This window comes from Vibrio sp. GLN_1, assembly GCF_043106015.1.
GTDB lineage: Bacteria > Pseudomonadota > Gammaproteobacteria > Enterobacterales > Vibrionaceae > Vibrio > Vibrio parahaemolyticus.
In genome coordinates this window covers 238,396-251,087 of the sequence record NZ_JBICMD010000014.1, presented here as the reverse complement: position 1 = coordinate 251,087, position 12,692 = coordinate 238,396, and the positions used below count along the sequence as shown (strand labels likewise).

The 12,692-nt window shown below is 43.5% G+C and carries 12 protein-coding genes; 8 read left to right on the top strand and 4 right to left on the bottom strand.

Annotated features, from left to right (window positions below; genetic code table 11):
- Positions 1 to 11 precede the first annotated feature (11 nt).
- The 5 genes from cobC (at position 12) to btuD (ending at position 5,861) form a co-directional block, all read left to right on the top strand.
- A complete protein-coding gene (cobC, locus tag ACF8OV_RS06080; RefSeq protein WP_317676150.1) occupies positions 12 to 626 on the top strand; it encodes an alpha-ribazole phosphatase in 615 nt (204 codons plus the stop codon).
- 144 nt (positions 627 to 770) lie between these two features.
- Entirely contained in the window at positions 771 to 2,570 is a 1,800-nt protein-coding gene (locus ACF8OV_RS06075; RefSeq protein ID WP_042763580.1) for a M3 family oligoendopeptidase, read from the top strand.
- Positions 2,571 to 3,000: 430 nt separating this feature from the next.
- Positions 3,001 to 4,029, top strand: a complete 1,029-nt coding sequence (locus ACF8OV_RS06070) for a succinylglutamate desuccinylase (RefSeq protein ID WP_005486687.1) — start codon at positions 3,001 to 3,003, stop codon at positions 4,027 to 4,029.
- A gap of 82 nt (positions 4,030 to 4,111) precedes the next feature.
- On the top strand, positions 4,112 to 5,107 hold the full coding sequence (gene btuC / locus ACF8OV_RS06065) for a vitamin B12 ABC transporter permease BtuC (protein WP_203502716.1): 996 nt from the start codon (positions 4,112 to 4,114) through the stop codon (positions 5,105 to 5,107).
- The gene (gene btuD, locus ACF8OV_RS06060) at positions 5,094 to 5,861 is read left to right on the top strand and encodes a vitamin B12 ABC transporter ATP-binding protein BtuD (protein ID WP_079857877.1); all 768 of its coding nucleotides are present in this window, start codon (positions 5,094 to 5,096) and stop codon (positions 5,859 to 5,861) included. Before btuC ends, btuD begins: the two co-directional genes overlap by 14 nt.
- A 78-nt stretch (positions 5,862 to 5,939) precedes the next feature.
- Here the strand turns inward: btuD and ACF8OV_RS06055 are convergent, their stop codons facing one another.
- The 3 genes from ACF8OV_RS06055 to ACF8OV_RS06045 all read right to left on the bottom strand — a co-directional run bounded on the left by ACF8OV_RS06055 (position 5,940) and on the right by ACF8OV_RS06045 (position 8,484).
- Positions 5,940 to 6,515: a nucleoside triphosphate pyrophosphohydrolase family protein gene (locus ACF8OV_RS06055; RefSeq protein ID WP_005454856.1), complete on the bottom strand. Its 576-nt coding sequence runs from the start codon at positions 6,513 to 6,515 to the stop codon at positions 5,940 to 5,942.
- Positions 6,516 to 6,628: 113 nt separating this feature from the next.
- Positions 6,629 to 7,210: a DUF1415 domain-containing protein gene (locus ACF8OV_RS06050; protein ID WP_140352298.1), complete on the bottom strand. Its 582-nt coding sequence runs from the start codon at positions 7,208 to 7,210 to the stop codon at positions 6,629 to 6,631.
- A 50-nt stretch (positions 7,211 to 7,260) separates the two neighbouring features.
- Complete coding sequence (locus ACF8OV_RS06045; RefSeq protein WP_317676151.1) at positions 7,261 to 8,484, bottom strand: MFS transporter; 1,224 nt, start codon at positions 8,482 to 8,484, stop codon at positions 7,261 to 7,263.
- A gap of 106 nt (positions 8,485 to 8,590) precedes the next feature.
- On the opposite strand from ACF8OV_RS06045, the gene ACF8OV_RS06040 reads away from it, so the two are divergent.
- The gene (locus tag ACF8OV_RS06040) at positions 8,591 to 9,460 is read left to right on the top strand and encodes a LysR family transcriptional regulator (RefSeq protein WP_025507775.1); all 870 of its coding nucleotides are present in this window, start codon (positions 8,591 to 8,593) and stop codon (positions 9,458 to 9,460) included.
- Between the two features lie 54 nt (positions 9,461 to 9,514).
- Here the strand turns inward: ACF8OV_RS06040 and ACF8OV_RS06035 are convergent, their stop codons facing one another.
- Complete coding sequence (locus ACF8OV_RS06035) at positions 9,515 to 9,745, bottom strand: glutaredoxin family protein (protein WP_005454961.1); 231 nt, start codon at positions 9,743 to 9,745, stop codon at positions 9,515 to 9,517.
- A 305-nt stretch (positions 9,746 to 10,050) separates the two neighbouring features.
- On the opposite strand from ACF8OV_RS06035, the gene ACF8OV_RS06030 reads away from it, so the two are divergent.
- Both ACF8OV_RS06030 and ACF8OV_RS06025 read left to right on the top strand, forming a co-directional pair.
- On the top strand, positions 10,051 to 11,541 hold the full coding sequence (locus ACF8OV_RS06030; RefSeq protein WP_025789233.1) for a flippase: 1,491 nt from the start codon (positions 10,051 to 10,053) through the stop codon (positions 11,539 to 11,541).
- A 4-nt stretch (positions 11,542 to 11,545) separates the two neighbouring features.
- Positions 11,546 to 12,685: a polysaccharide pyruvyl transferase family protein gene (locus tag ACF8OV_RS06025; RefSeq protein WP_203502714.1), complete on the top strand. Its 1,140-nt coding sequence runs from the start codon at positions 11,546 to 11,548 to the stop codon at positions 12,683 to 12,685.
- Positions 12,686 to 12,692 lie beyond the last annotated feature (7 nt).

The following is a 12,692-nucleotide window of genomic DNA, read 5'->3' as shown; positions in this document are numbered from 1 at the left end:
ATACGAAGGTAATGAAAACGCTCAATATCTATCTTATGCGTCATGGAAAAGTAGACGCCGCGCCTGGCTTACATGGTCAGACTGATCTCAAAGTGAAAGAGGCCGAGCAGCAGCGAATCGCCATGGCTTGGAAAACCAAAGGATACGACGTAGCGGGGATAATATCGTCGCCGCTTTCTCGTTGTCACGATTTGGCGCAAATATTAGCTGAGCAACAATTGTTGCCAATGACCACCGAAGAAGATCTGCAAGAAATGGACTTTGGTGACTTCGACGGCATGCCATTTGATTTGCTTACTGAACATTGGAAAAAACTCGATGCCTTTTGGCAATCACCCGCTCACCATTCGTTGCCTAATGCCGAGAGCTTAAGCACATTTTCTCAGCGCGTTAGTCGCGCTTGGTCTCAAATCATTAACGATATCAATGACAACTTGTTAATTGTCACGCATGGTGGCGTAATTCGAATAATTCTCGCTCATGTTTTGGGCGTGGATTGGCGCAATCCTCAATGGTATTCAACATTGGCGATAGGAAATGCCTCAATAACTCATATAACAATTACTATTGATGACAAAATTTACGCCTCAGTTCGTTCAATAGGCGTGCCCCTTGTAGAAGATTAAAATCAGGCGCTGTTGGCCTTCAACGCGAAACAAATCAAGGAAGAAAAGCAGCCCTAGTCATGGAAGAAATCGGCTTTCTAAATTCTATCTTGTCAGGAGGAAGAGGAAAGACCGATTCGATTACATCAAAAGGAACTCTAAAAAATGACCACTCCTAGTTGGGACTTATCCATCGTTTACAACGACCTTGCCGATCCTCGAATTCAAGACGATATCGCTCTTGTTGAGCAATGTATTGACCTGCTGAATAAGCAATCGCAAGATTGTGAAAATGTTGAAGTGATGCAAAATGCCATTCTGACCAACGAAGCAGCAAGTCGCTTGGCGGGCACGGTCTACAACTTCGCCAATTGCTACTCCTCAGTGAACTCTACTAACGCCGAAGCGAAAGCGCTTTCTGGTCGTATGATGCGTATTTTCTCTGAATTGTCTCAAGCGTTTAGTGCTTTTGAACTTACCTTAACGCATGCAGATGATGAGTTCATTGCTCGCGTTCTCGATCACGAAAATCCAGACATCAGCGGTCAAGCTTTCTCTATTATGGAGTCGAGAAAACTGGCAGATACACGCTTGAGTATGGAAGAAGAAAAGCTTTTAGCTGCGATGAGTGTGGACGGAAAATCCGCGTGGGGCAATTTGTACGACAACTTGACGGGTTCGTTAAAGGTTACGTTAGACCATGCTGATGGCACTACTGAAGAGCTCGGTTTCTCCCAAGCTGCAAGTATCCTTTACGGTTCAGAGTTTGACCGCCAAGAAGCGGCATGGCGTGGCGTCCAAAAAGCAATGGAAACGCACCAAGAGTCTTTCGCCGCGATTTTAAATGCACTTGCAGGCTGGCGTTTAACTGAAAACAAAAAGCGCTCGACTAAGCGAGAGGTACACTTTTTAGATCCAAGTTTGTACGGTAGCCGCATTCAATCTGAAACCTTGGCTGCCATGATGAAAGTAGCGAAGGACAGTCGTGATATTGGTCAAAAAGCCGGTAAATTGATGGCGCAAGTGCACGGTTTGGATGAGATGAAGCCGTGGAACCACCTTGCTGCAATGCCTGCATTAAGCGGTGATGCTAAAGTCTACGATTTCAATGAAGCAATCGATGTGATTTGCGAAGCGTTTGAAACCGTCAACCCAGAGATGTCTGAGTTTGTGCGTTTAATGGTTCAAAACGGTTGGATAGATGCGGCGCCAAATGCCAATAAACGTTTGGGGGCGTACTGCACTAAGCTACCAGCCACGCGCACACCGTTGGTATTCATGACGTGGAGTGGTAGCCGTTCTGATTTGATGACATTGGCTCACGAACTTGGTCATGCCTTCCATAACTGGGTTATTCGAGATCTGCCGCTTTGCCAAACTTACTACCCAATGACACTGGCAGAAACCGCTTCTATTTTTGCAGAGAATATCGTACGCGATCATTTGATATCGAAAGCAGAAAGTGTGGACGACAAACTCGAAATGCTTTGGGAAGAGCTGTCTTCTGCGCTGGCGTTAATGATCAATATTCCTGTTCGATACGAGTTTGAAAAAGCATTCTACGAACGTCGTCAGGAGGGAGAATTAACCGCTCAGGATTTCTGTAATCTGATGTCAGAAACGTGGGAAGATTGGTACGGAGACGTGATGAGTGAAGCTGACCCCTATTTTTGGGCAAGCAAGCTGCACTTCTCGATTGCCGATGTGAGTTTCTATAACTATCCGTATCTATTCGGCTTCTTGTTCAGTAAAGGCATTTATGCGCAACGTGAAGCTAAAGGTGAAAACTTCTACATTGATTACGTTAATTTACTGCGTGATACTGGCAACATGATGGCAGAAGAGGTGGTTGAAAAACATCTATCGATGGACTTAACCAAACCAGACTTCTGGCAACAAAGCGTGGAGCTTGTACGCGACAAAGTCGATGAGTTTGAACGCCTACTCGCGCAGCGTAGCCAATAAGAGGTTGAGTTCTGTTGACCCTAGTCGATGAATCTTGCTCGGATAGGGCTTCAGTTCGAACTATTTGGTGGAACTGGTGGTTTCTTTGGTTCGCATAGCCGCTTGCTCATAGAAGCAGTGACAAAGCAAATGACCATGTGTTGTATAAAGAATCCGCACACCGCCGAAAAAATCGGCTCAAAAGGTTAACAGACACTCAAACTTGATCAAATCATAATGATCTTACAGAAGGCTGTGGTAAAGTTCACAGCCCTAACACTTTGTAATTGTTTAAAAAATAAACGCCTCAATGCTTGATTTGAGTGCATGGCGCAAATGGGTATCGGATTTTTGATAAATTTAGCGGTTTCTACTCATAAGTGAGATCGCAGCAACAAAAATCCTTTGTACAATTTATTAACATACCCGCCGTGCTATTAAGGAGTAACGCATGACGAAGTCTCTCTTTCGCCAATCGTTTTTAACTGACACGTTAGATGTTCATATTGATGTAGCGCCAGCGGAGCAGGTGCTATCAAACGGCGTACAACTCAAACTCTATCAGCGTGGTGTGCTAGAAGTCATTCCTGAAAACCCGACTCAGGAAACGAAGAACATCATCATCTCTTGTGGTATTCACGGGGATGAAACCGCACCGATGGAGCTGGTGGATTCGATCATTAAAGACATCGAATCTGGATTCCAGAAAGTCGATGCACGTTGCCTATTCATTATTGCTCACCCTGAGTCAACTCTGGCGCATACACGATTCCTAGAAGAAAACCTCAATCGTCTATTCGATGAAAAAGAGCACGAACCAACGAAAGAACTGGCGATTGCTGATACGCTGAAACTGTTGGTGCGAGATTTCTATCAAGATACAGATCCAAAAACGCGTTGGCACCTGGATTTGCATTGTGCAATTCGTGGTTCGAAACATTATACGTTTGCGGTAAGCCCAAAAACGCGCCACCCAGTTCGCAGCAAAGCGTTGGTGGATTTTCTCGATAGTGCGCATATTGAAGCTGTGTTGTTATCCAATTCACCATCAAGTACGTTCAGTTGGTACAGTGCAGAGAATTACGGTGCACAAGCGCTAACGATGGAGCTTGGCCGCGTCGCTAGAATTGGTGAAAACGCTCTGGACAGATTAACGGCATTTGACTTGGCTCTGCGTAATTTGATTGCAGAAGCTCAGCCAGAGCACTTATCGAAACCGTGTATTAAATATCGCGTAAGTCGCACTATCGTCCGCTTGCATGATGATTTCGATTTCATGTTTGACGACAACGTGGAGAATTTTACTTCGTTTGTTCATGGTGAAGTCTTTGGTCATGATGGCGACAAGCCTCTGATGGCTAAAAATGACAACGAAGCGATTGTCTTCCCAAATCGTCATGTTGCTATTGGTCAACGTGCCGCACTGATGGTTTGTGAAGTGAAAACGCGTTTTGAAGAGGGTGAGTTGGTTTACGATTAATCCAACATTACTCTCAGAAGTTAATTGCAATCTACCGAGGCTTAACTGTAAGGTTAAGCCTCGTTTGTTTTTATCGGCCACTATGGATTTTCAACAACTTATCTTGAACAAGGAGCGACGCTGGCAGCATAATCTCGTGATTATGTCAGTCGTACTCGTTTTACTCTCTACTATTCATTTGATGGTCGGAGAGGTTTTCCTTTCTCCTTTTCAATCCCTCTCTGTATTTGAGCAAAAGCTATTACTGGATTTGCGTCTGCCAAGATTGGTCGCAGCAGCAATGATAGGAGCTGCATTGGCCGTATCTGGTGCCACACTACAAGTTTTGTTGGGGAATGTGCTGGCAGAGCCGGGCGTGCTTGGCATTTCTGGGGGCGCAAGTTTGGCGATGGTTTTGGTGATGTTTGCATTGCCTGTGCTGCCAACGCCTATGATCTTTATGTTGGCGGCGATAGCTGGCTCGATGTTGTTCACGCTGATATTGGTTGGTATTGCTCGGGCGATGCATCTCACGACAGCGCGTTTACTGTTAGTCGGTGTCGCGTTGGGTATTTTATCCAGTGCCATCGTGACATGGGCTTTTTACTTCAGTGACGATTTAAGTCTACGCCAGCTAATGTACTGGCTTATGGGGAGCATTGGTGGCGCGAGTTGGTATCAGCACACGGTAACATTAGTCATGTTACCTGTTCTAGTTTGGCTATGTTGCCAAGGTAAACCACTCGATAAGTTAATGCTGGGAGAGATTCATGCTACTCAACTCGGTGTCGATGTTCATCAGATGCGCTGGAAGTTGATTTTAGCCATCTCAGTGTTGGTTGGTTGCTCCGTCGCATTAGGTGGCATCATTAGCTTTGTTGGCTTGGTGGTTCCGCATTTGCTGCGATTAGCATTTGGCACAGAAAACCGTTACTTGTTGCCACTGTCGGCGATATTTGGCGCAGCTTTGCTTGTTTTTGCAGATATTGGTGCGCGACTATTGCTGGATTCCGCAGAACTGCCTTTAGGTGTGATGACGACTTCTATCGGTGCGCCTATTTTCATTTGGATGTTGGTGAAGAGTCATGATGCGCGTTAAGCATATAGCGGTTGGAAGTCGTTTACTGCCACTTTCATTTGAATGCAAAGCTGGCGAAGTCGTCCACGTTGTCGGACCAAACGGCTCTGGTAAGAGTACGTTACTCGCAGCGATTTCTGGCACATTAACTGGCAGGGACGGAGCGAGCGGTGAAGTTCATGTGGATGACAAAAACTTGCTCACGTTATCTTTGTCGGAACAAGCTTATGTTCGCGGTTACTTATGTCAGCAATCTAGACCTGCATTTAACGTCGATGTTTTTCAATATCTTGCGTTGTCGTTGCCAAGTGGTGCTGCGATCACTGATGGTAAAGTTCGTGATGCCGTTAATATGGTGGTCGAGCTCGTCCAACTGCAAGATAAGTTGCACCGCAGCATTCAAACGCTATCAGGCGGCGAGTGGCAACGCGTACGCTTAGCGGGTGTATGCCTACAAGTGTGGAGAACGATAAATCCATACTCGCAGTTGTTGATTTTAGATGAGCCAGCCGCTCCGCTCGACATCGCTCAAGAAGGTTTGTTGTATCAGTTAATCAATGCTATCGCGGCACAAGGTATTAGCGTGCTCGTGGCGAACCATGATTTGAATCGGACCCTTAAACATGCCGATAAAGTGTTATTGCTCAGTAATGGTGTGTTGCATGCGTCGGGCAGGGCGGATGACGTGCTCTCCGAGACTGGTCTCGCTGAAGTGTTCAAAACTCAGGTCAGAAAAGTGATGATAGACGAGAGACCGTATTTGATCTTCGATTAGAGCCTAGGTTTGTGCTGATAAAATAAAAACGACCCGTATAAGGTCGTTTTTTTGTTTCTTGAATACTTAACCAAGTATTTATTGAGTTAGCGGTTTTAAGTCCGCTGGACGGTAGTAAACCGACTTGAGCACTTTGCCTTTACGTACGGTTTTGCCTTCAGACACGAAGTCTTGTGCACATTTTGCGATGATGTATTCGCCTTTTTGTACAGCCATCAACTTGATACCTTGCTCTGCGTAGAAGGCTTCGGTCTCAGTATACTCTTGCTCGTTGCGGCATACTTTGCTCATGTTGCTTGAATGAACTTCGTCCCAACAAGGAATAAAGTCGATTCCGCGGTTTACTGCAACGTTCAGTAAAAGATCAATGAGGTAGCTGATCGCTAGGTTATCTTCTACTTTGCTGTGACCAAGGTGAACTAGACGACCCATTAGAACGTAAACGCTGTCTACAATCGCATCGGCTTGTTCAGTTTTACAATCTGCTTCTGCTAGCTCTGTTAGCTCTTCGATCGCCAAAGAGGTGTGTAGTGTGTCTGCTTGTGCATCTAGGCTTGCAGCGTCTGCGACTGGTAGGTCGAACGTACTACGGAACTCGGTGATGTCACGGTATAAGTGATCAAAAATCTCTTGGGTTAGCTTTGACAGTTGCATTCTAATGTCCATTGAATCGATTGAAGGAGCAATGATACCAAACCGCACTTTAATCCCCAAGAGATCAGAATCTAACTGATTAGAAATCGTCTCTTGAGGTTCTAAACTGTGGCTTAACGAAATAGATAAGGGAAGAGCTTTTTACGTTCTTCTTCTGAAAGAGCAGAAACTCGCGCGATGTTTGTGTCAGGAATAGATTCAGGGTCAGGGTAGTGCTTCAACACCTTTTCCATACTCTCTTCTCGAATAAGATGGAAGATTGGGTATGGTGAACGATTGGTTAAGTTCTCGTCATCTTCTGGCGCTGTACCACCGAAGCAATAGTCTGGATGGAAAGTCGCCACTTGGAATATACCTTCCCAATCCTGTTGTTTGATCAGCCCTTCAACCCAATCGATGCAGAAGTTGTAGTCCCAGAAATCTTGCAGCATGTTAGGTACGACGACCAATGTTGTTTCCAGCTTTTCTGGTTCGGTGGTGCTGAGTTCAATAAGTTGCAGCAGAATATCCTCAAGCAACGCTTCTTCTTGTGTTGCTTCGCTGACAAAAATCTTGATTTGTTTGTTACGCTGCGGCTTTGCAGCGAAAGGACACAAATTCAGACCAATCACGACATCATTAAGCCATTGATCGACTTGTTGAGTGATCGCATTAATATCTGTATTCGGTGTTTCTTGTGTTGAGCGCGTTGGCATACGACTTTCTTGCTTTTATGAATTTGGCGCAAGCATAGCAGAGAAGTCGATTAACTTCTTCCCAAGCTTGCTACATCAGTGTTGCTGTCGGTATCTACGCTTTCACAAATGTGTTTTAAGTAGGCAATGGCAGCAAACATCACGGCATACAAAACGCTTCCGCCAAGCAGTACGGTTGACCAACCGCCATGTTGCCAACAGTAGAGCAATAAAAACCCACCTAAACTTCCGCCGACATAGTAGTGCACCAAGTACAAAGCTGTTGCGGTTGCTTTTGCTTGTGTTGCGTTTTGGCCTACCCAGCCGTAAGCCAAAGTATGGGTAAAAAACGCGCCAAAACTAATCAGCAGAAGACCGATAAGCATAGCGGCGAGGCTTTCAAAAGCCGCAATCCACATGCCTGCCATGCTAACCACAGCGCCTAAGAACATACCTAGAATAGAAGAGTAACGTTTGCTCCAATGCCCTGCGCATCGAGAAGAAAAAGTTCCTCCCAGATAACAGATGAATATCAACGATGCCAGACCGACCGGAACGTTATGCGGCGCACTAACTAAGCGAAACCCCATTACGGAGTAAAGATTGACGAACAACGCAAAGTTAAGGCCGCCGATGAGCATTGCAAACCAAACCCGCTGATTTCGGAAGTGACCAATAATGGCGCGATTTTGGTGTCTTAAGCTGCTGGATGACGGTGTGAAGTTACGTTGTTTTGGCAATAAGTAGTGCACGCAGATTACGCCAATCAGTGTTACAACCATCATGACTTCGATGGCGACATCGACACTAAAGTTCTCCGCTAACAAACCGCCGCTAATACGTCCTGCGATACCACCTAATGAGTTTGCTGCAATGTAAGTACCAATGGCCATTGAAAATGCGTGCTTATCAAGTTCTTCTGCCATGTATGCGACGGCAACAGCGGCAAATGCGGCTAAAGCGATTCCGATTAATGCTCGGCATGCCACCAAAAATATAAATGAGTCTCCGAGTAGCATCAACGCAGAAATGGCAGGAATAGAGAATAAGCCAACCATCATGACTGGCTTACGACCAATGGATTCGGACAAGACCGCCATTGGCACCAAACTGAATGAAAGCGCTAACGTTGAGGCAGCAAACAACCAGTTAACCTGCGTTTCTGAAATGGAAAACAGCGTTGCGAAGGTCGGCAGCATAGGTTGTAAAAGGTATAGGTTAGAAAAAACCAAAAAAGAGCCAAGCGCCAGAGATAGCGTAATGCGTTTGTATTCCGGAGTACCAAAGCTGACCATGTTTCCTGCCTGATAGGAGCAATAAGGGAGATTGTGATCAATCTATCAGTTGGATATGGATTAAAAAAATATATTAAAAATATGGATACGATATATTTTTGATCTTATGGAATCGAAACAACTGAAACATTTTCTGGCTGTTGCTGAGCATGGCAATGTCACTCACGCAGCTAAGGCACTTCATATCGCGCAACCAGCGTTAAGCATTTCGATAAAAAAATTCGAACAGTCACTCGGCGTGACGTTGTTTCGTCGTGAAGATAAGAAAATCAGCCTAACGAAAGAGGGGGAAACCTTACTCATTCACGCGCAGCGAGTGATTCAACAACTGCACGATGCGCAATTAGCGATTGATGAACTAAAAGGTTTAGCGAAAGGAGAAGTTCGCCTCGGCACGCCTTCTATGATGGGGAGTTACTTCTTCCCGCGCATCGTGATGGCGTTTAAGAGTCAGTTTCCCGATCTAAAACTGACGCTTGTTGAGGCTGGCACGCAATCTATTCGTCGAATGTTGCTCAATGGACAACTCGATATCGGCGTGATCAGCTGTGACGATGTACCTGAAGATCTAGAAACGGACCATTTGTTCAGCAGCCAAATGGTGGCCGTTGTTGCTCCCGAGCATGAGCTAGCGCAGCGTAAGGCTCTTACGTTTGATGAATTTTTCGAGCATGAATTGGTGATGTTTCAGCACGGATATTTTCATCGAGAATTCTTAGACCATGTCAGTGAAGAGCACGGTTTCAGCATGAAGTCTTCCTTTGAAACCAACTTGCTGCCGCTGATATTGAGCATCGTCAGGCAGGAGTTTGCCATTACGGCCCTGCTCGAGCTTGTTACTCAAAACGAGAAGGGGGTTGTTGGCATTCCGTTTCATCCACCAGTAACGCTCGATTTGGCACTAGCTTGGCGGAAAGAAGGGTATTTATCTATCGCAGATCGGACGTTTATTGATTTTGTGAAACGTTACGTCTGATACAAAAAGAGCTTCTTAATTCAGAAGCTCTTGTCACTATCCATTTATAGGCGATTAACTGCCACTGTACATCTTTTCGAAGTTCTTCGGATTCCAACCGATCATTACTCGGTCACCAATCTTCAATACAGGCACAGAGCGAGCACCAAGTGCATCAAGCTCTTTACGACCACGTTGCATTTTCGCGTTACAAAGGCGGTAATTAATGTTTTTCGAATCAAGATAACGTTGAGCATCTTTGCAGTGAGGGCATTTGTCTTTGACGTAAAGAACGACACGTTTCATTGAATTTCTCTCCATTATCATTGGGAGGCGAAGTCTACTATATGCTTCTTCAACTCTCCAGAACTTGATTTGTTGAGTAAAAGAATGAGGTTTGGAAAGTGAAAGTCATAAAAATGTAATGCCAATAAAGAACGTAAGGTTGGGAAAAAGTACCAAACGCTTTGATTGGTACCTGTAGCAATAGAACTTAAATATCCTTTTATCTACTATCTGAATGCTAATTGTTGCATTGATATGACGTTTTTATGAATTGTTGTAACTAATTCACTTAAACGTCGAGTTTTACTTTAAATTCGGAAGAGAAAATGTCAGGGAAGCGGGTCGCGAAAAATACTCTTTTTCAGATCGTCAAAATGCTAATTACGACCGTAGTTAACCTGTATATGGTACGTGTTTTACTCCATCAACTTGGTGTTGAAGGCTATGGTATTTTCAACCTTATTGCCGGCGTTTTGGCGTTAATGCTGTTTTTAAATGGAGCAATGACAACATCAAGTCAGCGTTATTTGTCTTTTTACAGTACCCAACAGTTAGAAAAAAGAACTAGCGTCTTTGCTACCACAAAATCGCTACATATTGTTGTTGCTATGATTATTTTTTTACTGTTATTTTCACTGCAAACTTTTATTTTTGAAGATTTAATTAACATACCAGTATCAGTTGTTTCTTCCGCTCAATCTTTATACCAGATTATGGCTGTCGGCGTATTAGCATCTGTAGTAACCGTGCCATTTAATGCGCAAATTAATGCCAATGAAGATCTAGGTATTGATGCTGTGTTTAGTGTTTTTGAATCACTGCTTAAGTTGATTTCGGCATTTTTGATTATCCTCTTTGAAAATCAACTAGTCGCTCTGGGAACGTTGTTTGTCTCAGTTTCTTGGACAATGCTTATTGTGAAGGTGGTTTACTGTCGGATTAAATATGAAGAATGTAACCTTCTAAACTTCAAATTAGATATTGCCTTATTTAAAGAAATGATTGGCTTCACTAGTTGGAACTCGTTTGGCGCCATTTGTGGCGTTGCTAGAGTTCAAGGCTTAGCTGTTGTGCTTAATCATTTCTTTGGCGTTTATATCAATGCTGTTTATGCCATTGCTGTTCAAGTAAATGGAAAGCTAAAGGAATTTAGCATTAACATCATGAAAGCATTCAATCCACGAATCGTAAAGGCAGAAAGCAAGGGTAATAGGGAGGAAATGCTCCACTTATCCATGTTAGCAAGCCGTTTTAGCTTGTTGCTTTACTCAGTCATCGCGCTGCCGATCTTTTTTGAAACAAATTTTATGTTGTCGATATGGTTGGGAGATTATCCTGATGGTGTACTGACTTTTATCAAGCTATTTTTAGTACTTGCGTTTGTAAACCTTACGACGGTTGGTCTTCAAACGGCTATACAAGCAACCGGAGACGTAAAGGCTTACCAGTCAACAATTGGGTCAGTGCTGCTGCTAACTGTGCCATTGGCCTATATTTTCCTATCGTTAGGTTATCCCCCTTACACCGTTATCGTTGTTTCCATTTTTATGGAGGTAGTTTCTTGTGGAATGAGGCTCGCTTTTCTCAAGCTCAAAGCCGGGTTATCCATTAAGAAATATATATTGTTTGTAATCAACAAAGCGCTTCAAGTACTAATACCAACGATAGCCGTATTGTTTTCATTAACGATAAGTTTCGAGCAAAGTATTTTAAGGTTTATTTCTACCACTTTGGTTTCATTCGGGATGATTAGCTTTTTAACGTATTGGCTGGTGTTAGGTGTAGAAGAAAAGAAAATGATAAGACTAAAGGTATAAGAGCATGACAGCGAAAAAGTTGGTGATGGTTGGCTATACACATGACACAAACCTTGGTGATCAAGTGATAGCAGATAGTGCAGAATATCTTATAAAGAAGAATATTATAGATAATGAATTCTCTGTTGAAAGGTTTAACCTAAATTATTCAAACGAATTTAATAGTTTTAAAAAATTAAAAAGAAAAGTAATAAATAAAATTTTAAGCAGACTATCTTCTAGCTCATCGTTTGATTATAAAGTTGGCTGTTATAAACGAGATTACAAAAATAAATTTAATGATGCGTCTGCAATTGTATTTGCCGGCGGAGGAATGATTAAGTTTAAGTACCAAGATTGTTGGGCGCATATTTCTGCTTTAGTTGACACGGTTGCGAATAAGCCATGCCCGATTTTTTTCAACGCTGTGGGCGTCGAAGGTTATGACCAAAGCAACTACAAATGTCGATTGTTAAAAGAAAGTCTGAATCATAGTGCTATAAAAATGGTTACGACACGTGATGATTTGAGCTTGCTCAATGATGGCTACATAGAAAACGGGTACGTCAAAACCGCTCAAGTAGCAGATTCAGCAGTTTTCAGCTCAGAAGTTTATGGGATACAGAAAAAATCGCTAGATGTTGTCGGACTTGGATTGGTGCGTGCAAGGATCTTCAAAGATAACGGTATTGAGCTGGATAGAACGCAAGTTATCGAGCTATATGCCTCGCTTATTTCAGAACTGGAAGCTCGCGAGCAATCTTATCAGCTATTTACTAATGGCTTGAAAAGCGACGTAGATATTCTCGAAGATCTGGAGACCTATCTAGGGAAGCAACTAAACGTTATTGAGCCACAAACGCCAAGAGAGCTGGTTGAGCTTATTTCAACATTTAAATGCACAATCGCCGCTCGACTTCATGCCTGCATTATTTCTTATTCGTTGACTGTTCCTGTTGTAGGGCTTGTTTGGAACAACAAAGTCAAAATGTTCGGTGAGTGTATAGGTTATCCAGAACGTTTCTTTTCCCATCAAGATTTTGATGCAAATGAGATCATTGATCGCTTAACCCTGTCTGTCACGGAAGGTTACGAACCTAATCACTATGAACGATATAGAGAGACGGTGAACACTAGCATTAACAAAATGATATCTATGATTTAGGAGTGAA

Coding starts and splice junctions, on each gene's coding strand:
- ACF8OV_RS06030 (WP_025789233.1), top strand. CDS start 10,051: ATGTCAGGGAAGCGGGTCGCGAAAAATACTCTTTTTCAGATCGTCAAA.
- ACF8OV_RS06070 (WP_005486687.1), top strand. CDS start 3,001: ATGACGAAGTCTCTCTTTCGCCAATCGTTTTTAACTGACACGTTAGAT.
- ACF8OV_RS06045 (WP_317676151.1), bottom strand. CDS start 8,484: ATGGTCAGCTTTGGTACTCCGGAATACAAACGCATTACGCTATCTCTG.
- ACF8OV_RS06040 (WP_025507775.1), top strand. CDS start 8,591: ATGGAATCGAAACAACTGAAACATTTTCTGGCTGTTGCTGAGCATGGC.
- btuD (WP_079857877.1), top strand. CDS start 5,094: ATGATGCGCGTTAAGCATATAGCGGTTGGAAGTCGTTTACTGCCACTT.
- ACF8OV_RS06055 (WP_005454856.1), bottom strand. CDS start 6,515: ATGCAACTGTCAAAGCTAACCCAAGAGATTTTTGATCACTTATACCGT.
- ACF8OV_RS06025 (WP_203502714.1), top strand. CDS start 11,546: ATGACAGCGAAAAAGTTGGTGATGGTTGGCTATACACATGACACAAAC.
- ACF8OV_RS06035 (WP_005454961.1), bottom strand. CDS start 9,745: ATGAAACGTGTCGTTCTTTACGTCAAAGACAAATGCCCTCACTGCAAA.
- ACF8OV_RS06075 (WP_042763580.1), top strand. CDS start 771: ATGACCACTCCTAGTTGGGACTTATCCATCGTTTACAACGACCTTGCC.
- ACF8OV_RS06050 (WP_140352298.1), bottom strand. CDS start 7,210: ATGCCAACGCGCTCAACACAAGAAACACCGAATACAGATATTAATGCG.
- cobC (WP_317676150.1), top strand. CDS start 12: ATGAAAACGCTCAATATCTATCTTATGCGTCATGGAAAAGTAGACGCC.
- btuC (WP_203502716.1), top strand. CDS start 4,112: ATGGATTTTCAACAACTTATCTTGAACAAGGAGCGACGCTGGCAGCAT.